Source organism: Haemophilus sp. C1, assembly GCF_001276515.1.
Lineage (GTDB): Bacteria > Pseudomonadota > Gammaproteobacteria > Enterobacterales > Pasteurellaceae > Haemophilus.
In genome coordinates this window covers 26,317-47,613 of record NZ_LDVZ01000008.1, presented here as the reverse complement: position 1 = coordinate 47,613, position 21,297 = coordinate 26,317, and the positions used below count along the sequence as shown (strand labels likewise).

19 protein-coding genes and 2 pseudogenes are annotated in these 21,297 nt (G+C 38.6%); 8 read left to right on the top strand and 13 right to left on the bottom strand.

Annotation, left to right across the window (positions count from 1 at the left end; all coding sequences use genetic code 11):
- Nucleotides 1–64: 64 nt before the first annotated feature.
- The gene (mtr, locus tag ABW51_RS04705) at nt 65–1,321 is read right to left on the bottom strand and encodes a tryptophan permease (protein ID WP_053465775.1); all 1,257 of its coding nucleotides are present in this window, start codon (nt 1,319–1,321) and stop codon (nt 65–67) included.
- Nucleotides 1,322–1,442: 121 nt separating this feature from the next.
- On the opposite strand from mtr, the gene ABW51_RS04700 reads away from it, so the two are divergent.
- Nucleotides 1,443–2,222, top strand: coding sequence for a M48 family metallopeptidase (locus ABW51_RS04700; RefSeq protein WP_053465774.1), 780 nt, complete (start codon nt 1,443–1,445; stop codon nt 2,220–2,222).
- Between the two features lie 27 nt (nt 2,223–2,249).
- On the opposite strand, the pseudogene ABW51_RS10550 reads toward ABW51_RS04700, so the two are convergent.
- The 7 genes and pseudogenes from ABW51_RS10550 to ABW51_RS04670 form a co-directional block, all read right to left on the bottom strand.
- A pseudogene (locus ABW51_RS10550) lies at nt 2,250–2,351 on the bottom strand (IS3 family transposase); the annotation flags it as partial.
- Between the two features lie 109 nt (nt 2,352–2,460).
- Nucleotides 2,461–2,736, bottom strand: coding sequence for a hypothetical protein (locus ABW51_RS04695; RefSeq protein WP_053465773.1), 276 nt, complete (start codon nt 2,734–2,736; stop codon nt 2,461–2,463).
- Nucleotides 2,737–2,894: 158 nt separating this feature from the next.
- Nucleotides 2,895–3,218, bottom strand: coding sequence for a helix-turn-helix domain-containing protein (locus tag ABW51_RS04690; protein ID WP_053465772.1), 324 nt, complete (start codon nt 3,216–3,218; stop codon nt 2,895–2,897).
- An 88-nt stretch (nt 3,219–3,306) separates the two neighbouring features.
- The gene (locus tag ABW51_RS04685) at nt 3,307–4,623 is read right to left on the bottom strand and encodes an MFS transporter (protein WP_053465771.1); all 1,317 of its coding nucleotides are present in this window, start codon (nt 4,621–4,623) and stop codon (nt 3,307–3,309) included.
- Nucleotides 4,624–4,678: 55 nt separating this feature from the next.
- Nucleotides 4,679–5,422 (bottom strand): 2-succinyl-6-hydroxy-2,4-cyclohexadiene-1-carboxylate synthase, encoded by a 744-nt coding sequence (gene menH, locus ABW51_RS04680; protein ID WP_053465770.1) that lies wholly within the window; start codon nt 5,420–5,422, stop codon nt 4,679–4,681.
- A 61-nt stretch (nt 5,423–5,483) separates the two neighbouring features.
- A complete protein-coding gene (gene menD / locus ABW51_RS04675) occupies nt 5,484–7,190 on the bottom strand; it encodes a 2-succinyl-5-enolpyruvyl-6-hydroxy-3-cyclohexene-1-carboxylic-acid synthase (RefSeq protein WP_053465769.1) in 1,707 nt (568 codons plus the stop codon).
- A 14-nt stretch (nt 7,191–7,204) separates the two neighbouring features.
- Nucleotides 7,205–8,476 (bottom strand): isochorismate synthase, encoded by a 1,272-nt coding sequence (locus ABW51_RS04670; RefSeq protein WP_053465794.1) that lies wholly within the window; start codon nt 8,474–8,476, stop codon nt 7,205–7,207.
- 155 nt (nt 8,477–8,631) lie between these two features.
- Between ABW51_RS04670 and ABW51_RS04665 the strand changes: the two genes are divergently transcribed.
- Together ABW51_RS04665 and ABW51_RS10045 are read left to right on the top strand one after the other, a co-directional pair.
- Complete coding sequence (locus tag ABW51_RS04665) at nt 8,632–9,846, top strand: pyridoxal phosphate-dependent aminotransferase (protein ID WP_053465768.1); 1,215 nt, start codon at nt 8,632–8,634, stop codon at nt 9,844–9,846.
- 498 nt (nt 9,847–10,344) lie between these two features.
- Nucleotides 10,345–10,609, top strand: a pseudogene (locus ABW51_RS10045) (transposase); the annotation flags it as partial.
- A 48-nt stretch (nt 10,610–10,657) separates the two neighbouring features.
- On the opposite strand, the gene leuD reads toward ABW51_RS10045, so the two are convergent.
- The 4 genes from leuD to leuA all read right to left on the bottom strand — a co-directional run bounded on the left by leuD (nt 10,658) and on the right by leuA (nt 15,557).
- Entirely contained in the window at nt 10,658–11,260 is a 603-nt protein-coding gene (leuD, locus tag ABW51_RS04660; RefSeq protein WP_053465767.1) for a 3-isopropylmalate dehydratase small subunit, read from the bottom strand.
- A 24-nt stretch (nt 11,261–11,284) separates the two neighbouring features.
- On the bottom strand, nt 11,285–12,694 hold the full coding sequence (gene leuC / locus ABW51_RS04655; RefSeq protein ID WP_053465766.1) for a 3-isopropylmalate dehydratase large subunit: 1,410 nt from the start codon (nt 12,692–12,694) through the stop codon (nt 11,285–11,287).
- Nucleotides 12,695–12,770: 76 nt separating this feature from the next.
- The gene (gene leuB / locus ABW51_RS04650) at nt 12,771–13,847 is read right to left on the bottom strand and encodes a 3-isopropylmalate dehydrogenase (protein ID WP_053465765.1); all 1,077 of its coding nucleotides are present in this window, start codon (nt 13,845–13,847) and stop codon (nt 12,771–12,773) included.
- Nucleotides 13,848–14,009: 162 nt separating this feature from the next.
- Complete coding sequence (gene leuA, locus ABW51_RS04645; RefSeq protein WP_053465764.1) at nt 14,010–15,557, bottom strand: 2-isopropylmalate synthase; 1,548 nt, start codon at nt 15,555–15,557, stop codon at nt 14,010–14,012.
- A gap of 542 nt (nt 15,558–16,099) precedes the next feature.
- On the opposite strand from leuA, the gene dprA reads away from it, so the two are divergent.
- The 5 genes from dprA (at nt 16,100) to smpB (ending at nt 20,412) form a co-directional block, all read left to right on the top strand.
- The gene (gene dprA / locus ABW51_RS04640; protein WP_053465763.1) at nt 16,100–17,221 is read left to right on the top strand and encodes a DNA-processing protein DprA; all 1,122 of its coding nucleotides are present in this window, start codon (nt 16,100–16,102) and stop codon (nt 17,219–17,221) included.
- A 52-nt stretch (nt 17,222–17,273) separates the two neighbouring features.
- On the top strand, nt 17,274–18,050 hold the full coding sequence (gene yaaA, locus ABW51_RS04635; protein WP_053465762.1) for a peroxide stress protein YaaA: 777 nt from the start codon (nt 17,274–17,276) through the stop codon (nt 18,048–18,050).
- On the top strand, nt 18,043–18,624 hold the full coding sequence (locus tag ABW51_RS04630; protein WP_053465761.1) for a hypothetical protein: 582 nt from the start codon (nt 18,043–18,045) through the stop codon (nt 18,622–18,624). The genes yaaA and ABW51_RS04630 overlap by 8 nt, the downstream gene beginning before the upstream one ends.
- 95 nt (nt 18,625–18,719) lie before the next feature.
- Entirely contained in the window at nt 18,720–19,685 is a 966-nt protein-coding gene (gene pfkA / locus ABW51_RS04625; protein ID WP_005633361.1) for a 6-phosphofructokinase, read from the top strand.
- A 244-nt stretch (nt 19,686–19,929) separates the two neighbouring features.
- On the top strand, nt 19,930–20,412 hold the full coding sequence (gene smpB / locus ABW51_RS04620) for an SsrA-binding protein SmpB (protein WP_053465760.1): 483 nt from the start codon (nt 19,930–19,932) through the stop codon (nt 20,410–20,412).
- Nucleotides 20,413–20,466: 54 nt separating this feature from the next.
- Here the strand turns inward: smpB and ABW51_RS04615 are convergent, their stop codons facing one another.
- The gene (locus tag ABW51_RS04615) at nt 20,467–21,255 is read right to left on the bottom strand and encodes an outer membrane protein assembly factor BamD (RefSeq protein ID WP_053465759.1); all 789 of its coding nucleotides are present in this window, start codon (nt 21,253–21,255) and stop codon (nt 20,467–20,469) included.
- Between the last annotated feature and the right edge of the window lie 42 nt (nt 21,256–21,297).

The window sequence follows — 21,297 nt, the reverse complement described above, 5'->3', positions numbered from 1 at the left end:
TAATTTAACAATCTAACTTTTTGAGAGTTAATCAGTTATACACCTTTATTGTATCGAGTAAAACTTATCCTGTGAAATTGGCAAACCATCCTAAGTTTGCACCGACTTGTGCCACAATGTTTAACACACCGAATAAGATCACAAAGCCAATCATAAAATTGCCACCGTAAACTTTATAACTCGCTTGTGGGAACTTTTGACGGCTTGCTTTAGCAAGAAGTGCTGGTACGATTGCAGCCCAAATGGTTGCTGCTAATCCTGCATAACCAATGGCAATCACAAAGCCATAAGGGAATTGTAAACTTAATAATAGTGGTGGTAAAAATGTCACTAATGTGGTTTTTGTTCGTCCTAACAAGCTGTCGTCAAATTTAAACAGATCCGCAATATAGTCAAATAATCCTAAAGTTACGCCTAAGAATGACGTAGCAATCGCCATATAAGCAAAGAAATTTAATGCGACGGCAAGGTATTCTACTTCAATATATTTATGTAACGCCTCTAGTAATGCGGAAACATCGCCGCCTTTTTCAATTACCGGAGCAAATTCGGTGCGTGGCAAATTACCTTGCACAGCAAGTTGCCATAAAACATAAATCACAAGTGCTAATCCCGTACCAATAAAGATTGATTTCATCACACGACGACCATCACGATCGTAATATTTGACGAGACTCGGGACATTTCCGTGGAAACCAAACGACACGAGACAAACTGGAAGTGCGGTCAATAAATAAGGTAAATATGTTTGCTCGCTTTCAGCAGCGGTATTGAATAAAACTGCTGTTTTTACAGAGCTTAATAAACCAATGGTAGAAAGGAAAAAAGCGATAACCATCCCGACAATTAACAGGGTTGTGAAACGATCTACCGCCTTAGTTGAAATCCATACAAAGGCGGCAAGAATAAGGCAGAAAATTAAAGATCCTGAAGTTCTTCCAATATCCACCGCATTTTCAGCAGAACTGAATGCTTGGTTGAGCAGATTTTGTGTAATGCCTCCGCCTGAGGTTATGTAGGCGTAAGTCAAAATATACAAGACGAAAGCAACAGAAAGACCGTTGATAATATTCCAACTTTTTCCTAATAAATCTTTAACGATGGTGTCAAAACTTGAACCTGTTGGATAATGCAGATTAGCTTCTAGGATCATTAATCCTGATGTGGTCATACAAAACCAAGTATAAATTAAAGCGAGAATCGAACCAATAAACCATACACCCGCCGTTGAAGTTGGGTTAGCCAGCATGCCCGCACCAATTGCTGTACCAGCGATGATCATCGCACCGCCTAAGAGAGATGGGGATTTGTGTTGTGTCATAAAATGCCTCTAAAAATAAATTTGCACTATTATAGTAGTGCAAAAGGAAAGTGCAATATATTTATATCGACAAAAAATAATTAATTCATATAATCAGCGTCAGTTCAAAAAAGGGTTATTTATGAAAAAACAACTTAAAAGTTTTGCTTTTGCTTTATTAGCTAGTTCGCTTATAACGGCTTGTGCAGATTCGGCTTCTATAAATCGAGAGGCTGCGAGTAGCTATGCACAAGAAATGGGAAAAATTCGTACGCAGGGTGCAATTGATACTTCATCAAATACCGCAAAACGAATTCACCATGTGTTTCATAAAATGGTGAATTATGCAAACCAAGCTAATGAAACTGGGCAACAATTTAACTGGCAAATTAATGTTATTAAGTCAAAAGAACTCAATGCTTGGGCAATGCCTGGTGGTAAAATGGCGTTCTATACTGGGTTAGTTGATACTTTACAACTTAATGATAACGAAATCGCGGTTGTAATGGGGCATGAAATGGCTCATGCATTAAAAGAGCACGGTAAAGCCAAAACTAACTTTGGAACGGTTAGTAATATTGTCGGAGCTATCGGTGGAACAGCATTATCTATTGCAGTTGGGACGGATGTGACTGATTTGGTTTCGCTTACTAAAGATTTTGCTTTAGATAAACCTTATTCTCGTAGTGCTGAAACTGAAGCAGATGAAGTAGGGCTAATGTTAATGGCTCGTTCTGGATATAATCCACAGGTAACACCAGGATTGTGGCAAAAAATGGCAAAAGTGTCTGGTGGTTCTCGAGGGGCTCTTGATGCATTAGCCTCTACTCATCCTAGTGATCAGTCCCGTCAAGAAAACTTACAACGTTTATTGCCTGAAGCGATGGAGCTTTATAAAGCCGCTAAAGATAAAAATGGCTAAATAAATTTAGTCAAAAAATGATCTGCCTCAAAATCTGGACGATAAATTCAAGGACTGACAACGATATTGTATCGGACTCCGTCCTTTTAATTTCAGTTGGATCCGACGGTGGTTATAATAGTCCAAATAATCCCTTACCTATTCACCTGTCTATTCTTTCGTTTTATTGAGTTATATCCTGCTCGACAAGTATTCTACGATAAGCACTCATCTGATACAGCCAGCCTTGGTCTGAATGTTAAATCAAGCCCTCAACCTTATTCTGGCGTTTGCCCGCCATGTTTAACATTGACTTGTGCCCCATCTTTTGCTTTACCGTTACCCATTTTTGATTCGGGGCAGTTATCGTAAAATTACGCTCAAAACGATTCGGGACAATATGGCCTATTGTGTCTCGATAGGTCATGAATTTCTTGCGTTTTCTTAACCGCACTTGGCGTCCAAGTACCGCATTAGAAGTTGGATTTTCTTGTGCTTTACCGTTGGCAGACAGGCTGAACACTTCGGTAGCCATAATCAGGATAATTGGCTTTGATGCGTTTAATGGCCTTTTTCAGCTACGCCCCTTATCCAGTTTAATCTGAAGTTTAGCAAAAAATGCACTACGTGCTAACCGTACAAATCCTAAAAGCCATTTTAATGGGTACGTTCTTAACCTTTGGATAATTTCCTTTACTCGGCTTCGTACTGAAATCTGAGCCTTCTCAATTCATTTAGGTAGGCTTCAAGCTGTAAAATTCTCAGGCGTAAAGGCTCTTCTTCAGTTTTGGGTAGAGGTGGCATTTTTGCATATTTGGGTTTCATCGGCGGTCGTCCTGATGGTTTACGGGGAATAAGTTCTTTTATGCCACTTTTTTCAAACCGTTTCAACCACGTACAGACTAGGGAGTTGGAAGGAATATTGTAAAAACACGCAGCTTCTCTGATACTCATTTTCCCATTCAAAATAGAGTGGAAAGCCTGTAATTTAAATTCTATTGTGTAATGTTTACCCATAAAAAAATCTGCACCTCAATTGTTGGTTGTTGAGTCCAACTTTTAGAGTGCAGATCAAATTTTCACCGCTCTTTTTTCTTAACTAGGATTAGATTTGTGTTAAATCTACGTTTTTAGTTTCTTTTGACGCTAATAATGCCAATAGCGTCATGAGGGCATTGATTGCTAAATAAATCCCTACGCCCATCACACCAAATGACGCATTAATTTTTAAAGAAATCATCGCCGCAATCGTTGCACCAATAATTGATGCTAAATTATAGGCAAGAGAGGCACCTGAATAACGCACTTCCGTTGGGAATAATTCTGGTAATAACGCAGCCATTGGACCAAATGTCATTCCCATAATCGCCATACCAATCACTAAAAATACAAATACGCTAACTGGTGTACCATTTTCTAAGAATAATGGCATGGTTAAACCAAGCACACCAATAGCTACAGTCACCCAAATTAACCATTTACGGCGACCAATTTTATCGGCATAAACACCAGAAATACTGATAAAAATACCAAATACAATGGCACTAATTAATAACAAACCAGTAAAGGTATTTGCTGGGATACCTAAGCCAAGCGCATAACCTGCTTCAGAAAGCTTTGGCGCGGTTCGAGAATATGCCTGAGCAAAAGCCGTCATAATGTAAAACAGAGAATAAGTTGCCACCATAATAAATGTACCAATGATCATTGGTTTTAAGTGTTTGGTAAACACAACACTCACTGGTGCATTCAATTTTTTGCCTTTTTGCTCTGCTTCCACAAATACGTGGCTTTCGTGTAAAGTTAAGCGAACATATAAGCCAACTGCAACTAATAAAATAGAAGATACAAACGGAATACGCCACGCCCATTCAACAAGTGCATTATGACCAAGTAAATAGCTAACTAAGAAGAACGTTCCATTAGCGACAAATAAACCAATTGGCGCACCTAATTGAGGAAAAGTACCGTACCACGCACGTTTACCCTCTGGCGCATTTTCTGTTGCAACTAAAGCTGCACCGCCCCATTCGCCACCGAGTCCAATACCTTGACCAACACGGCATACGCAAAGCAAAATCGGTGCCCAGATACCGATTTGAGCATAGTTAGGAAGTAAACCAATTACTACTGTTGAACCGCCCATTAAAACAAGGGAGGCAACCAAGGTTTTTTTACGACCAATTTTATCGCCGAAGTGACCAAATAATGCCGAACCAATAGGACGTGCAAAAAATGCAAGCGCAAGCGTAGAAAGAGAAAGTAAATCATTAGAAAGTGGATCATCGCTGTGGAAGAATTGCGTATTGAAAACTAATACAGCGGCAGCTGCATAGATATAATAATCAAAAAATTCGATTGCTGTACCGACCATCGAGGCTAACGCCACTTTCATCGGATTATTGCGAAGTTGTGTAGACATTGTGTTTCCTTAGAAGTTTATTATAAATAGAAAGGATTGAATCCTAGCATTTTAACTAAGGTCTAGCAATTTTTAATATGCAATTTTCTATTTTTTTAGAGAAATATTTTGAATTTTCTAAATGTGAGTTATGCCCAGCACAGGGAATTGTCACTAAATTAATTTGATTTTCTTTCGTAATAGTTTGAAATTTATGATCTCGTTCGCCACAAAAATAAAAAAATGGCAAAGAACTTAACCGCACTTTTTCACTAAAATCAGGTTGTTTGGATAGACTTGTCGCCAACAACATTTTGCCAATATTTTCCCCGCAATTTGATTTTCGTTTTTCAACCAACTGTAATCTTTCTTCTGCAGTCAAATGGGAAAACACAGGTTGTTGATACCAATCATTTAACACATTTTCTGGCGATTGTTGTATAAAACGTTGAGCCCAAACAAAATCCAGCTGAAAACGAACTTGCTTTTCTTCGTCAGTTTTTAAACCTAGATTCGCCCCTTCTAAAATAACGCCTTGCAAATTAGATCTTTCCACCTGAGCTTGCAGTGCATAATACAAAGCAATCCGTCCGCCTAAAGAATACCCAACAAGAAAATAGGGTTCATTTTTTACCGCACTTTTAATTTGCTGAGATAAATACTCCGCCGTTTCTTCAAAATTTGTAACTTCAACGCCTTTGGCTTGTCCATGAAAAGGCAAATCTAGCGCAATACAATTAAAGTGCGGTAGATTTTCAATGACTTTTTGCCAGTCGTTTTTTGTACCAAGAAGTCCGTGAAGAAAAATGATGTTTATCATTGAAAGGATTATTGATAGAAAATAATAAAATATGGCGGACTAAAGCCCGCCTACAGAATACTTAAGCACCAATCACGGCGTGACTAATTTGCTCGATTAAGCGTTTATACAAACCACTACCATCACTCGGATTGGTTTTAATTTCAATTAACGTTGCCTTGCGACGACTATAAGCCTGTTTAACAACGGAATTAAGATCTGCCCAAGTATAAGGATGAGCGTATTTGAGATCGAACATTGCCGCGATTTGAGAAAAATCGCCATTATGCGGTAATCGATAGAACTGATCTTTGACTTGTTCATCCACAGGTAACATATCAAAAATCGCACCACCATTATTATTGATCACAAAGATTACCGTTGGTTGCGTAACGTTTTTGAATAATGCGAAAGAATTTAGATCATATAAAGTGGACGTATCGCCAATTACCGCAACAACAGGTTTATTTGAACCTATACCAATTCCAGCTGCCGTAGCCAACAAACCATCAATTCCACTCGCGCCACGATTGGTATAAACAGGATAACTTTCTGGTAATTGCGTTAGCGCATCAACCAGACGAACAAGTAAACTATTACCTAAAAATAAAACACCGTTATAAGGTAAAAGTGTTGGTAAACGTAATGCGAACGAGGCTTCCGTTAAATTTCCGCCTACTTGCTGTTCAATAAAGGTCGCACAGAACTTAGATAAAGCTAATGGCTCAAGCAACCAAGGCTTTTGGCGTAAAGGAGGATGCGCACGCAACCAATGATGTGCTTTAGCATTAAATCTTGTCAGCGAATGATGATAAGGATCTAATGCCTTACCGCTTTGTTCAACCAACCAAAATTCACCTTTAAACGCCTGTAAGAATTGATTAATTCGTTTACTAATAAAGCGTGCACCAAATTGAATAACAATATCAGCTTGCAGAAGTTTTTCACGAACAGTTTGGTTTGCGAGCCAAATATCTTCATAAGGCGTAGTTGGAACAACACCAGATTGAATATCCGTCAGCAATACCCAGCCCATTGAGGTTGCCCAAGAATTAATACTCATCGCTTGTTCTGCAGGTAATTGACCAACCACAACGACACCACGCTTAGTGCGCCAATGATCCCAGTTTTCATGCATTAATACTTCGTTCTGTTGCGCTTCCACATTCATCCAAGGCTTAGTTTGAATTAACCAGCGCTGTAACGGTTGCAGCCAAGGGTGAGAATCTACAGCCTCACCAGTTGCATCATAAAGTGGCTCGGCAAATGGTACATTAATATGAACAACGCCACCTTGTTGTTTTTGCTGGAAAGCAGCCTGTTCAAGTAAAGAAATTAACCACTGCGCAGAATAATTCGCATTCGGTTTAGGTAAATTAACATTTGAAACCGGATACTGACCAAACATATTTTGCTGCAAAATCGCCTGATTTGCACCGCACTCCCAAAGTTCTGGTGGACGATCCGCAGTTAAAACAAATAAATTCACACCGGTTTGGCGTGCTTCAATAATGGCAGGATAAAGGTTTGCAGTCGCCGTGCCTGATGTCACGATAATGGCAACAGGTGATTGAGTTGCCTTAGCAATACCCAAAGCAAAAAAACCTAAACCACGTTCATCAAAATGTGTATGACAAGTGACTGCCCCCGCATTTTGCAAACGTACGGCTTCAAGAGTTAAAGGTGTCGAACGCGAACCTGGCGCGATACAAACGTGAGAAACGCCTTGGCGCACCAAGGTTTCTAAAATCACTTTCGACCAACAACGATTAAACACGCTTACCGACATTTTTTTCTCCGTTATCATTTTTCTTCTGCAAACAAGGAAATCAACCCTGCTGCTTTACGTTCAATTTCTTTCCATTCTTCCAATGGCTGCGAGCCTGCCACAATGCCCGCGCCAGCAAATACACGAATACGATGACCCTCAATAAAGGCGGAACGAATCGCCACACAAAATTCTGAACATGCATCGCTCATCATACCCAATGTTCCCGCATACCAGCCTCGATCAAAGGTTTCAATTTCTGACAAAATCATTTTGGCTTGTTGCTGTGGCAAACCAGATACTGCAGCTGTAGGATGAATCGCTTTTAATATATTGACATCTGCATAATGTGCGGTCAAATTTGCACGAATTTTACGAATCAAATGTTGTACTTTACGTAACGGTTTCAATTCCACATTGCTTACATCAAAACTTTCTACTTGCTTACGTAAATTCTGCGAAATATCTTCTACGACCAACCAATTTTCTTTTAAATTTTTCTCGTCATTTAACAACCAATTAGCTTGAGATTGCGTTTCTTCCTCACTTTCAGAAACCGATGCCGTACCCGCCAGAGCCTCGGTTAACAACAAGTTATACTCACGAGCAAATAGGCGTTCTGGCGTAGAGCCAACAAAAACCGAATGAGGATTTTCAGCCCACAAAAAATGATAACAACCTTGATTTTGTTTTTCGCTTTCTGCTAAAAAATCGTACGCATTAATCGCTTGCTTTAAATGAAAAGTGGTTTCATTGGCTAATACAATTTTTGTTAGTTCCCCACTTTTAACTTCTACCAAAGCCTGATTTACCCAATCACACCAAGTTCTTTCGTTAGCTCGAGGATCTGTATGCAAAGGAATCTGTTTTGGCAAAGCAGAAAGTGCGGTGATATTTTCAAAAGTTTTGAGATAAGCTAAGGAATCATTAGCACTTTGTTCATCTTTCACAAAAAATGATACCAACATACCTTTCTCATCCTGTTCAACAAGAACTTTGGGTAATACAAATTGTGCAGTACCTTGAAATTGCAAACCGCCTACCAGTGGGAAACCGCTTTCTTCAATAAACTCTTGTGCTAAATTTAACTGTGAAAATGACCGCTCTTCACCAAGAGCAGCCAATGCTTTTGCTTCATCACGAAAATGTAAATAAAATTGTGGATACGCAGATTGACCTTTCAGCCAAGCCAACAAATCAACCTTGTCCAGTTTCACCTGAAAACGGACAAGTTCATTCATTGATTGCTGTAAATATGCGTGAATTTGCGATTTTAACTCGCCCATTGCCTGCGCTAAATAACTCATTAGATTTTGTTTTAAATACACAAAAATTAGCCGTATTCTACCGCAGATTGTTAATGACAAAAAATTTTTTTACAGAATCTTTTCAATATTGAAAATTCAGCGTAAATTAACCGCACTTTTCTCGAAAAATTTATTAGATACAAAAGGATTTCACTATGCGATTATTCCCAAAATCCGACAAATTAGAACACGTATGTTATGACATTCGCGGGCCAGTGCACAAAGAAGCACTACGCTTAGAAGAAGAAGGCAATAAAATTTTAAAACTTAATATCGGCAACCCCGCCCCTTTCGGCTTTGAAGCACCCGATGAAATTTTAGTGGACGTGCTACGTAATTTGCCATCGGCTCAAGGCTATTGTGATTCAAAAGGGTTATATTCTGCTCGTAAGGCGATTGTGCAATATTATCAATCAAAAGGGATTCACGGTGCGACCGTCAATGATGTGTATATTGGTAACGGCGTATCTGAGCTTATCACAATGGCAATGCAAGCATTGCTCAATGATGGTGATGAAGTACTTGTGCCGATGCCTGATTATCCGCTTTGGACTGCAGCGGTAACCCTTTCTGGCGGTAAAGCTGTTCATTACCTTTGTGATGAAGAAGCAAATTGGTTCCCCGCTATTGATGATATTAAAGCCAAGATGAATGCGAAGACTAAAGCGATTGTCATCATCAACCCAAACAACCCAACTGGAGCGGTGTACAGCAAAGAATTATTACAAGAAATTGTAGAAATCGCTCGCCAAAATAATTTGATTATCTTCGCTGACGAAATCTACGACAAAATTTTATACGATGGCGCAGTACATCATCACATTGCCGCACTTGCCCCTGATTTATTAACCGTTACGTTAAATGGTTTATCAAAAGCTTATCGAGTTGCAGGCTTCCGCCAAGGCTGGATGATTTTAAATGGTCCAAAACATAATGCGAAAGGTTATATTGAAGGTTTAGATATGCTGGCATCTATGCGTTTATGTGCTAACGTACCAATGCAACATGCAATTCAAACCGCACTTGGTGGCTATCAAAGTATTAATGAATTTATTTTACCGGGCGGCCGATTACTTGAGCAACGAAACAAAGCCTATGATCTTATTACTCAAATACCCGGTATTACTTGCGTAAAACCAATGGGGGCGATGTATATGTTCCCAAAAATCGATGTGAAAAAATTCAATATTCACAGTGATGAAAAAATGGTGCTTGATTTACTCCGCAAAGAAAAAGTGTTACTTGTGCACGGTAAAGGATTTAATTGGCATTCTCCAGATCACTTCCGTGTTGTTACTCTTCCTTATGTAAATCAACTTGAAGAAGCCATTACAAAATTAGCAAGATTTTTGTCGGACTACCGTCAATAACTTATATTTTGACCAAATAATAAAGAAGACTAAATAATCTGCCCCTAAAGTTGGACTAAACAACCAACTGACTAAGGCGCAGATTTTTTATTGACTAAATACACTCTATCTGCCAAACAACAAGTGAGGGATTTTTATCTTCAACACAGTAAAAATTGTTTTCTCATCCAAACATATTTTCAACCTCCCGAACAAATATTAAATCGTCAAATTCTCCTTAATGTCCAATATATTTATCATACGTTGGGTTTTCTTATGATTGATGTTGAGGAGGACTTAGAGCTAGAGTAATAAGAGGATAAACGTAACATTCATGATTATCACGATAATCCGTATAATTTGTTGTGATATCGTCTTATCTTTATCGATTTGTTCTTTCAAATGATAAAAGAAAATACTGAATAATCCCCCATTAAATCAAACAATATCTGAAGTGAAAAGCCATTATGCAATAATTGGACAAATTTTATTGCACTGTAGTGCGAGCAAAGAAAATAATATCAAATGAGAGGTTATCAATAAATCCTATTGAAAAACAGTATTCAACAAAGTATGCCGAGAAAAAGAAATTGTTTAGATAATGCGGTGACGGAGAGCTTATTTGGGCAGTAAAAAAGGAAGACTACAATGGAAAACAATTTGATACTTTTGATCAACTAGAAAAATAATTCATGAGTACATTCATTATTACAATCATGAGCGTACTCAGTGTAAACTAAAAGGACTAAGCCCCATGGAGTATAGAACTCAGTCCTTAATTTAATAGTCTAACTTTTAGGGTTAAATAAAAAACACCTAACTTTTATCTTTTTTAGCGTAAGAACGCTGGGATGTTTTTCTCGTATTCTGAGATTTTGTCTTCGTGTTGAAGGGTTAAGCCGATATTATCCAATCCGTTTAACAAACAATGACGGCGGAATTCATCCAGTTCAAAGTGATAGACTTTGTCACCTACAGTTACGGTCATCGCTTCTAAATCCACATGGATTTGTTTACCTTCATTTGCCCATACCCATTGGAAGATTTCTTCCACTTCTTCTTCGCTTAAGCGAATCGGTAACATATGATTATTTAAGCTGTTGTTATAGAAAATATCTGCAAAACTTGGTGCAATCATTACTTTAAAACCATAATCTGCTAATGCCCAAGGCGCATGCTCACGAGAGGAACCACAGCCAAGGTTTTTACGTGCTAATAAAATGGTTGCGCCTTGATATTGTGGATAATTCAACACAAATTCCGGATTAGGCTTGCTGCCTTCTACATCTAAATAACGCCATTCGTGGAATAAGTGTTTGCCGAAACCCACGCGAGTAATGGCTTGTAAAAATTGTTTTGGGATAATTGCATCGGTATCTATATTTGCCGCATCCAATGGTACGACTAAGCCTGAAAGTTGTTTAAATCCTGCCATTTTTCTTTTTCCTCTTTTTGCACTTTAATTTAATGCCACTTCACGAATATCAACAAATTTACCGAACATTCCTGCCGCTGCCGCCATAGCAGGGCTTACTAAATGGGTACGTCCATTACGACCTTGACGACCTTCAAAGTTACGGTTAGATGTGGAAGCACAACGTTCCCATTCGCCTAAACGGTCATCGTTCATCCCTAAACACATAGAACACCCCGGATTACGCCATTCCGCACCTGCTGCAATAAAGATTTTATCCAAACCTTCTTTTTCTGCTTGTTCTTTCACTAAACCTGAACCCGGCACCACTAAAATCCGTTTTACGTTATCGGCTTTTTTGCGTCCTTTCATCACCGCCGCTGCTGCGCGTAAATCTTCAATGCGCGAGTTGGTGCAAGATCCGATAAATACTTGATCAACTTTAATATCTTTTAAATTAGTGCCAGCTTCCAAGCCAATATAATGTAAGGCTTTTTCCGCCGAAGCACGTTGTACAGGATCTGCCATTTCTTGCGGATTTGGTATGGTTTCATTCACAGAAATTACCTGCCCAGGGTTTGTCCCCCAAGTTACTTGTGGTGCGATGTCTTTTGCATCCAATATCACCACTGTATCAAATGTTGCATCCTCATCAGATTTTAAGGTTTTCCAATAAGCGACAGCATCATCCCAATCTTTACCTTTCGGTGCATGTGGACGACCTTTTAAGTATTCGAAAGTAGTTTCATCCGGTGCGATTAAACCTGCTTTGGCACCCATTTCAATCGCCATATTACAAACGGTCATACGGCCTTCCATAGAAAGATCACGAATCGCTTCGCCGCAGAATTCCACTACATGGCCTGTACCGCCCGCCATAGTGGTTTTACCGATAATGGCAAGAATAATGTCTTTGGCGGTAATGCCCGGTGCCACTTTGCCTCGAACTTCAATTTTCATACTTTTTGCGCGAGCTTGTTTTAGTGTTTGAGTGGCTAATACATGTTCCACTTCAGAAGTGCCAATACCAAATGCTAAAGCACCGAAAGCACCATGAGTAGCTGTGTGGGAGTCACCGCAGACGATTGTCATGCCTGGCAAAGTTAAACCTTGTTCAGGCCCCATAACATGTACAATGCCTTGCTCTTTGGTTGTCATATCAAATAATTTGATACCCGTCGCCTTGGTATTTTTATCAAGTTCTAACACTTGAATTTTCGCTTGACCTTCAAGTTTATTGACATCTCGTACTTGAGTAGAAATGCTGTGATCCATTGTGCCGAAAGTTTTGTTCACTTGGCGCACTTGGCGCCCCGCAACACGTAAACCATCAAAGGCTTGCGGGCTGGTTACTTCGTGAATCAAATGACGGTTAATATACAAAATTGGCGTTTCGCCCTCTACTTCATACACAATGTGTGAATCAAATAATTTTTCGTAAAGTGTTTTTGCCATAATATTTTTCTCTATTCGTTAAGGGAAGTGCGGTTAAAATTCGAAGTGTTTTTCAACCGCACTTTAATTATTTTTATTAAATTGCTTGCGTAATCAATGTACCCATTTCTGCCGTTGAAACTGGTGTAGAATCATCTGCTAAATCAGCGGTGCGATGTCCGTTTGCCAAAACGTTTTGTACCGCACTTTCAATGGCATCTGCTGCTTCGTTTAAGTTGAAGCTATAGCGCAACATCATCGCTGCAGAAAGAATTTGTGCGATTGGGTTAGCAATGCCTTTGCCTGCGATATCTGGGGCTGAACCACCAGCAGGTTCATATAAACCAAAACCCTCTTCATTTAAACTGGCAGATGGCAACATTCCCATAGAACCCGTGATCATTGCCGCTTCGTCAGAAATAATGTCGCCGAAAATATTAGAGCAAAGTAAAACATCAAAAGATTCTGGTGCTTTGATTAATTGCATTGTGGCATTGTCGATATAAATGTGTTCTAAAGTGACTTCAGGGTAGTCTTTTGCCATTTCTGTCACGGTTTCACGCCATAAAATAGAAGACTGCAATACGTTCGCTTTATCCACAGAAGTGACTTTTTTATTGCGCTTCATTGCTGCCTCAAAAGCGGCTCTAACAATACGCTCAATTTCATATTTGTAATACACTTCCGTATCAAATGCTTTGGTTTGTGAACCTTCACCTTCACGGCCTTTAGGATGACCGAAATAAATCCCGCCCGTTAATTCACGCACAACCACCATATCAAATCCTTTCGCTGCAATATCTGCACGTAATGGACAGAATTTTTCTAAACCTTTATAAAGGGTTGCAGGACGAAGATTACAGAATAATTTGAAATGTTTACGCAAGGGCAATAATGCACCGCGTTCTGGTTGTTGATCTGGTGGTAAATTTGTCCATTTAGGGCCACCCACAGAACCAAATAAAATGGCATCCGCTTCATCACAGCCTTTTAAAGTTTCTGCAGGTAACGGGCAGCCACAATGATCAATTGCAGCACCACCGACAAAAAACTCGTTAAAGTTAAGTTTAAAACCAAATTTTTCTTGGACTTTGTTTAATACTTTAATGGCTTCAGCCATTACTTCGGGACCAATACCGTCTCCTGGTAGAACAGCGATGTTGTATAATTGCATATTGTTTTCCTATTTCAGTCACACTAAAGTGCGGTTAATTTTCTCTCATCTTTTGTGAAGAGGGTCTGGAGGAGATTTTAACGATATAAAATTCACCACTGAGGTTGATGTTACTTCTGCCAAATCTCCCCTAACCCATCTTTGCTAAAGAGGGGGATTGGGTTAGTGATGTTTATGGCTTTTAATGTCTGCCACTTTATGTGCGCGATAAATGGCATTAATTGCATGAACTAAAGCAAGTGCGGAAGATTCAACGATGTCTGTCGCTAAACCAACACCATGGAATTTACGGCCTTCATGTTCAACCACGATATCCACCTGACCTAAGGCTTCAGCACCTTCGCCTTTTGCAGTTAAGTTGTAGTGGGACATTTTGATTTCTAAGCCAGTTAAATTTAAGATTGCGTTATAAACGGCATCCACCGGGCCATTACCACCAATTGAAGACGTACTTAATTTTTCGCCATCTAATTCCACTTGAACAAAAGCGGTTGCCGGATATTCTTTCGTTGAATGAGCAGAAAGTTTATCTAATACCAAACGATCTTCATCCCCTTGTTGCATATCGATAAATGCCAATGCTTCTAAGTCATAATCGAATACCTGACCTTTTTTATCCGCCAATTTTAAGAACGCATCGTACAATTTATCCAAATCATAATCTTGTTCGTTATAGCCCATATCTGTCATATGACCTTTCACAGCCGCACGACCAGAACGTGCAGTTAAATTCAATTTTTCTTTTTTCAAACCGATGGTTTCTGGTGACATGATTTCGTAGGTATTTTTGTTTTTCAACATACCATCTTGATGGATACCAGAAGAATGGGCAAAAGCATTTGAACCCACAATAGCTTTATTTGGTTGAATTGGCATATTACAAAGTTGGCTAACCATTTGACTCACACGGTGAATTTCTTGAGTGTTGATACGAGTATCCACGCCCATAAACTCTTGGCGAACTTTCATTGCCATTACCACTTCTTCAAGAGAAGTATTGCCCGCACGTTCCCCAATTCCATTAATAGTACATTCAATTTGACGCGCACCATTTTGTACTGCGGTTAAAGAATTAGCGGTTGCCATACCTAAGTCATTATGGCAATGCACAGAAATCACAGCTTTGTCGATATTCGGCACGCGATTGCGCACTTGAGCAATAATGTTGCCGTATTCATTTGGTAAACAAAAACCTACTGTATCAGGAATATTTACCGTAGTTGCACCCGCATTGATTGCGGCTTCAACAATGCGACAGATATTATCAATACCTGTACGGCCGGCATCTTCGCAAGAGAACTCAACATCATCCGTATAATTACGTGCACGTTTCACTGCTGCAACAGCCATTCCTACTACATCATCAAAAGAACGTTTTAATTTCGCTTCAACGTGTAATGCCGAGCTTGCAATAAAAGTATGAATACGAAATGCTTCAGCAACTTTCAATACCTCGTATGCGGCATCAATGTCTTTATCTACGGCTCGAGATAACGCGGCAACACGAGCGTTTTTGATATAGCGTGCAATGGTTTGTACCGATTCAAAATCCCCTTGAGAAGAAACGGGGAACCCCACTTCCATTACATCCACGCCTAAGCGTTCAAGTGATAAAGCAATCTGTAACTTTTCTTTTACCGTCAAACTTGCTTTTAATGCCTGTTCCCCATCACGCAAGGTAGTATCAAAAATAATAACGCGATCTGTCATAACAATGTCCTTACTAAAAGTCCTTCTGAAATCACTCCAAAGTGCAGTGCATTTTCCTGTATTTTTTAGACAAAAAACCCGCAACTTATAAAGTGCGGGTTTAAAATTGGGTATTTACATCTGACTGTTTTTCATCCACAACTTAGCCGCACACAAAGTGTGAGAGCAGCAGGTTGAGAGATAAAGAAACAATACGAGACATAAATAAAAATCCTTCTGTGTAAAACGCTTTTCATATTACAAATAAAAAACTGGCTGTCAAACTATTTTTTAGCGTTTTATATCAAAAACAATCATTCAAACACAAGATAAAATATACATTTAACTAATAAATTTAAAATAAAAAGAATATTCAACCAAGTTAATTGCATTCAGCAAATTTTTATTATTGAATTTTTTACATTTTCAAAATAAGAAAAATTTTGCAATTTTTTACTCATCAAAAAGAATTTTTGCTATCTACATCGCAAAATACTTTCAAGTTAATCGTTTCTTTCACTCGTTTTTTCCATACTACATTTTCAAATCAAAAAGGAAAAAGCATGCAAGATATTACCTACACGCTACTCCGCCTAATGCAAGTCCCTAAACTTGGCGGAGTTGGCATTGATAAAATTTTATCCAATATTACGCTAGATGAGTTGCTCAATTATGATGATGTTGCTTTCCGACAAATGGGATGGGGCGCCATTCAAATTCGTCGTTGGTTCAAGCCTGAAGCAAAATTTATTGAACCTGCACTAGAGTGGTCACAAAAAAAGGGAAATCATTTAGTGAATTATTTTTCCCCTTTTTACCCCTTTCTATTGAAACAGATAGCAAGCTTTCCTCCTCTGCTATTTGTAAAAGGAAATTTGACCGCTCTTTCACAACGTCAAATTTCGATGGTGGGAAGTCGCTACTGCACGGCTTATGGTGAATATTGGGCTAAATATTTTGCTACGGAACTTTCATTGGCTGGCTTTACGATCACTAGTGGACTCGCATTGGGAATAGATGGACATTGCCATCAATCAGTTGTTGATATTCAAGGACAAACCATAGCGGTTTTGGGAAGCGGGCTAGAACAAATTTATCCCGTAAAACACCGAAAACTTTCAGAACTTATTTTACAAAACAACGGTACATTAGTTTCTGAGTTTTTACCAAACCAAGCACCAATTGCGACAAATTTCCCTCGTCGTAATAGGATTATTAGCGGGCTTTCGGTCGGAACATTAGTGGTTGAAGCCACACAAAAAAGCGGCTCTCTGATTACCGCTAGGTATGCATTGGAACAAAACCGAGAGGTTTTTGCTGTGCCAGGCAATATTCAAAGTGAATTTAGCCAAGGCTGTAATCTCCTAATTAAACAAGGCGCAATGTTGGTGGAAAATGCAAAGGATATTTTGGAAACACTCTACCAACATTCTATCCATAGCCAAACTGAAATCGATTTTGATCAGATCGCAGTGCCTAATTACACACCTCCACCCGATCCTCGGCGATTAGTAGAAGCACCAAGTCACCCAAAACTTTACTCGCGTATCGGTTACACGCCAGTGAGCATTGATGATTTAGCTGAAGAATTTAACTTGAGTGTCGATGTTTTACTTGTTCAGTTGCTCGATCTTGAATTGCAAGATCTTATCATGAGTGAAAATGGGCTATATAAACGCGTCTAGTGTAAATTTTTATGCTAATATACGCCCATTCTTTTTTCATAAAAGGACGATTATGTTAGCCATTATCTCCCCTGCGAAAACCCTTGACTTTGAAAGTGCGGTAAAAAATTTTCCTGTTTCTCAACCGCACTTTACTGATTACAGCGAACAACTTATTGAGGTTTGTCGTAAACTTTCTCCGCAAGATCTTTCATCGCTTATGTCTATCAGCGATAAGTTAGCTGGTCTAAATGCAGCACGCTTTGCAGAATGGACAAAAATTCACAATGAAAACAATTCCCGCGCTGCATTATTTGCATTTAAAGGCGATGTTTATACTGGTTTAGATGCTGATTCCCTTTCAGAAGATGATGTTGTTTTTGCTCAATCCCATTTACGTATGCTTTCTGGGCTTTATGGGCTTTTAAAACCACTTGATTTAATGCAGCCTTACCGATTAGAAATGGGCACAAAATTAGCTAATCCAAAAGGAAAAGATCTGTATGCCTTTTGGGGAAATGTGATCACGCAAGCAGTTCAACAAGCTATTGATGCACAAGGCGATAATGTGTTAGTCAATTTAGCCTCTGATGAATATTATAAATCTGTTAAAGAAAACCAACTTAACGCCAAAATTATCAAGCCAGTTTTCTTAGACAATAAAAATGGAAAATATAAAGTAATTAGCTTTTATGCTAAAAAAGCGCGAGGATTAATGTGCCGTTATCTTATTCAACATCGTTTAACCGAAATTGAACAGTTAAAAGAATTTGATTTAGGTGGTTATTGGTTTGATTCAGCATCATCAACTGAAACCGAATTTGTCTTTAAGCGAGATATTAATGAATAAAATTTTTGTTATTTTGACCGCACTTATACTTTCAGGCTGTGCAACTAAGCTGACCCAATTAAATGTGCCTACGCAGTTAGAACATAATGGCAAACATTATGTACTTACTGGCAACCAAGATTTAGGAACCATTGCACGCTATGTTTATGTGGCTAAGCCAGATACGCTAGAAAATTGGCAATCTGAAATTGAAATTCTCTTTGATCGTAATCAACCAGCGCGTTCAATTAAAGAACGCATTGCATTGAGAGAACGTATTTATCGTAATACAGGCGTAAAAGATTTCCATTTCGATGCTATTCCAGAAAATTCAACCAATCCAAATGAATTAAATGGATATGTCATCTATTCGCCAACGAAAGAAAATCCATCTTGGCAAGTCAATGTGATGAAAGGACGACAATTACCACAATGTGGCTTTGTTCAGTATCAATATTCGCAAAAAGTACAACAACCAACACTTTCTAAACATTTATCCGTCGATAAAGTGCAACAACATTTGCAAAAATACATTGTGGATATAGAAAGAAAACAGTTACAAAATTTGAAATGGCAATTGTTCTGTGAAAAATAATGTAGATCAAAATCTCATCAGATTTTGCTAGAGCAGATTCTTTGAATGATGTAATCTTATGCCCATTTTCAATTATGGTTAAAAGTAGGTAAATTATGATTAAAAAAATTGCAGTTTTAACAAGTGGTGGCGATGCGCCGGGTATGAATGCCGCAATTCGTGGCGTAGTACGTTCTGCACTTGCAGAAGGCTTAGAAGTATTTGGTATCTATGATGGTTACCAAGGCTTATACAACAATAAAATCAAACAATTAAATCGCTATAGCGTATCTGATGTAATTAATCGTGGCGGTACTTTCTTAGGTTCTGCACGCTTTCCTGAATTTAAAGATCCAAATGTTCGTGCGAAATGCGCAGAAATTTTACGTTCTCACGGCATTGATGCCCTCGTGGTTATCGGTGGTGACGGTTCTTATATGGGGGCTAAATTATTAACCGAAGAACATGGTTTCCCTTGTGTTGGCTTACCCGGTACTATTGATAATGATGTTGCAGGTACTGACTACACCATTGGCTATCAAACCGCATTACAAACTGCAGTGGATGCAATCGACCGTTTACGCGATACCTCAAGCTCACACCAACGTATTTCTATCGTTGAAATTATGGGTCGCCATTGTAGTGACTTAACGATTTCTGCTGGCATCGCTGGCGGTTGTGAATATATCGTCGCATCAGAAATTGAATTTAATCGAGAAGAATTAATTCAACAAATTGAACGTAGCATTATTCGTGGTAAGCGCCATGCAATCATTGCAATCACTGAACTTTTAACCGATGTTCATTCCCTCGCAAAAGAAATTGAAGCTCGCGTTGGGCATGAAACTCGTGCAACTGTTTTAGGGCATATTCAACGTGGCGGTTCTCCTTGTGCATTTGACCGTATTCTTGCTTCACGTATGGGCGCATACGCGGTAGATTTATTGCTACAAGGTAAAGGTGGCTACTGCGTAGGCATCCAAAATGAACAACTTGTTCACCATGATATTATCGATGCAATTAATAATATGCATCGTGAATTTAAAGCTGATTGGCTTAAAGTGGCAAAACGTTTGGAATAATCGTTTATTCACTTTATATAAATCACCAAAACTTAATTAATGTTTTTATCTCACTTAAACAGACACAGCAATGTGTCTGTTTTTTCTTACAAATGTGCGGTGATTTTTTCTTGAATTTTCTATAAATCCTTTATCTTTTAAAGTTTGAAAATAAACGCGACTGCCAGTTCTCCCTAGATGATCTTTTTTGCTATAAAAATAGATATCCGATAAAATGCGCCAAGCAAAATAAGGTATAAAAATTATGACAAAGAAAAAAGTAAAACCAGGATCAAATACTATCGCACTGAATAAACGTGCGAGACATGATTATTTTATAGAAGATGAAATTGAAGCAGGTCTTGAACTACAAGGCTGGGAAGTCAAATCCATGCGCGCAGGCAAGGCAAACATTAGCGATAGTTATGTCATTTTCAAAAATGGCGAAGCCTTTTTATTCGGTGCAAGCATTCAGCCATTAAATGTTGCATCAACGCATATTGTTTGTGATCCAACTCGCACTCGTAAGTTATTATTAAACAAACGCGAATTAGCATCCCTATTTGGCAAAGCAAACCGAGACGGTTTTACCATCGTAGCACTTTCTCTTTATTGGAAAAGTGCATGGGCAAAAGTCAAAATTGGTTTAGCCAAAGGTAAAAAACAACATGATAAACGCGATGATCTTAAAGAGCGTGAATGGAAAGTAACAAAAGATCGCATTATGAAAAATGCACATCGAGGATAATATATAGCAAAAAGCCCGAAATTATTCGGGCTTTTTATTCATATCTTCTTATGACTATTTAGCAGTCGGAACTTTTAATTCTGGCTCATCTGGTTTTTCAATTGGAGCAAAAGTTTTATCTTTATTCGCATCAATAATTTTTTGGGTATCATTGGCTAATGCTGTTAAACCCATTTTTTCATACGCTTCTTTCATCAAAGATAAACCTTCATAAGTTGCTTTAGCATCAGGATATTGTTTCAACATTCCAACTACACGGTTTGACACTGCAACCCAAGCATCACGTTTTGCATAGAATTTTGCAATATCTAACTCATGACGAGCAAGCGCATCTTTAATATAAGCCATACGCGCTAAAGCATCTTGAGCATAAGGGCTATTAGGGAATACACGAACTAAATTTTGGAAATTAGAAAAAGCGGTACGCATAGAAGTGGTTTCACGTGTCGCACGATCAATTCCAAAGAAATCTTGAATGAAATTATCACCTGTTGCAGCATTGGTTAACCCAGCCATATAGACTGCATAGTCTTGGTTCGGACTTTGTGGGAATTGATGTAAAAAGCTATCTACCGTCAATAATACTTGCGTATAATCTTGTGCTTTATAGTTTGCATAAATTAAATCTAGCATCGCCTGTTCTTGATAAATACTACCAGGAAAACGTTCAGTCGCCGCTTTTAAATAACGAATAGCCTCAGAATAACCGCCTTCTTGTAATGATGTAATACCTTTAGTGTACAACTCATTTACTGATGCTTGCTCAACATCTTTTGAACCACTTGAACATCCTACAACCAATGCTGCCACGGCAAGCAATGCCAAAGATTTTATTTTACGCATTGTTTTTTCCTTAATTTTTACGAAAACCAATAAATAAGATAC

Bases quoted from the DNA above. Each gene is read 5' to 3' on its own strand.
- mtr (WP_053465775.1), bottom strand. From the start codon at position 1,321: ATGACACAACACAAATCCCCATCTCTCTTAGGCGGTGCGATGATCATC.
- ABW51_RS04700 (WP_053465774.1), top strand. From the start codon at position 1,443: ATGAAAAAACAACTTAAAAGTTTTGCTTTTGCTTTATTAGCTAGTTCG.
- ABW51_RS04695 (WP_053465773.1), bottom strand. From the start codon at position 2,736: ATGGCTACCGAAGTGTTCAGCCTGTCTGCCAACGGTAAAGCACAAGAA.
- ABW51_RS04690 (WP_053465772.1), bottom strand. From the start codon at position 3,218: ATGGGTAAACATTACACAATAGAATTTAAATTACAGGCTTTCCACTCT.
- ABW51_RS04685 (WP_053465771.1), bottom strand. From the start codon at position 4,623: ATGTCTACACAACTTCGCAATAATCCGATGAAAGTGGCGTTAGCCTCG.
- menH (WP_053465770.1), bottom strand. From the start codon at position 5,422: ATGATAAACATCATTTTTCTTCACGGACTTCTTGGTACAAAAAACGAC.
- menD (WP_053465769.1), bottom strand. From the start codon at position 7,190: ATGTCGGTAAGCGTGTTTAATCGTTGTTGGTCGAAAGTGATTTTAGAA.
- ABW51_RS04670 (WP_053465794.1), bottom strand. From the start codon at position 8,476: ATGAGTTATTTAGCGCAGGCAATGGGCGAGTTAAAATCGCAAATTCAC.
- ABW51_RS04665 (WP_053465768.1), top strand. From the start codon at position 8,632: ATGCGATTATTCCCAAAATCCGACAAATTAGAACACGTATGTTATGAC.
- leuD (WP_053465767.1), bottom strand. From the start codon at position 11,260: ATGGCAGGATTTAAACAACTTTCAGGCTTAGTCGTACCATTGGATGCG.
- leuC (WP_053465766.1), bottom strand. From the start codon at position 12,694: ATGGCAAAAACACTTTACGAAAAATTATTTGATTCACACATTGTGTAT.
- leuB (WP_053465765.1), bottom strand. From the start codon at position 13,847: ATGCAATTATACAACATCGCTGTTCTACCAGGAGACGGTATTGGTCCC.
- leuA (WP_053465764.1), bottom strand. From the start codon at position 15,557: ATGACAGATCGCGTTATTATTTTTGATACTACCTTGCGTGATGGGGAA.
- dprA (WP_053465763.1), top strand. From the start codon at position 16,100: ATGCAAGATATTACCTACACGCTACTCCGCCTAATGCAAGTCCCTAAA.
- yaaA (WP_053465762.1), top strand. From the start codon at position 17,274: ATGTTAGCCATTATCTCCCCTGCGAAAACCCTTGACTTTGAAAGTGCG.
- ABW51_RS04630 (WP_053465761.1), top strand. From the start codon at position 18,043: ATGAATAAAATTTTTGTTATTTTGACCGCACTTATACTTTCAGGCTGT.
- pfkA (WP_005633361.1), top strand. From the start codon at position 18,720: ATGATTAAAAAAATTGCAGTTTTAACAAGTGGTGGCGATGCGCCGGGT.
- smpB (WP_053465760.1), top strand. From the start codon at position 19,930: ATGACAAAGAAAAAAGTAAAACCAGGATCAAATACTATCGCACTGAAT.
- ABW51_RS04615 (WP_053465759.1), bottom strand. From the start codon at position 21,255: ATGCGTAAAATAAAATCTTTGGCATTGCTTGCCGTGGCAGCATTGGTT.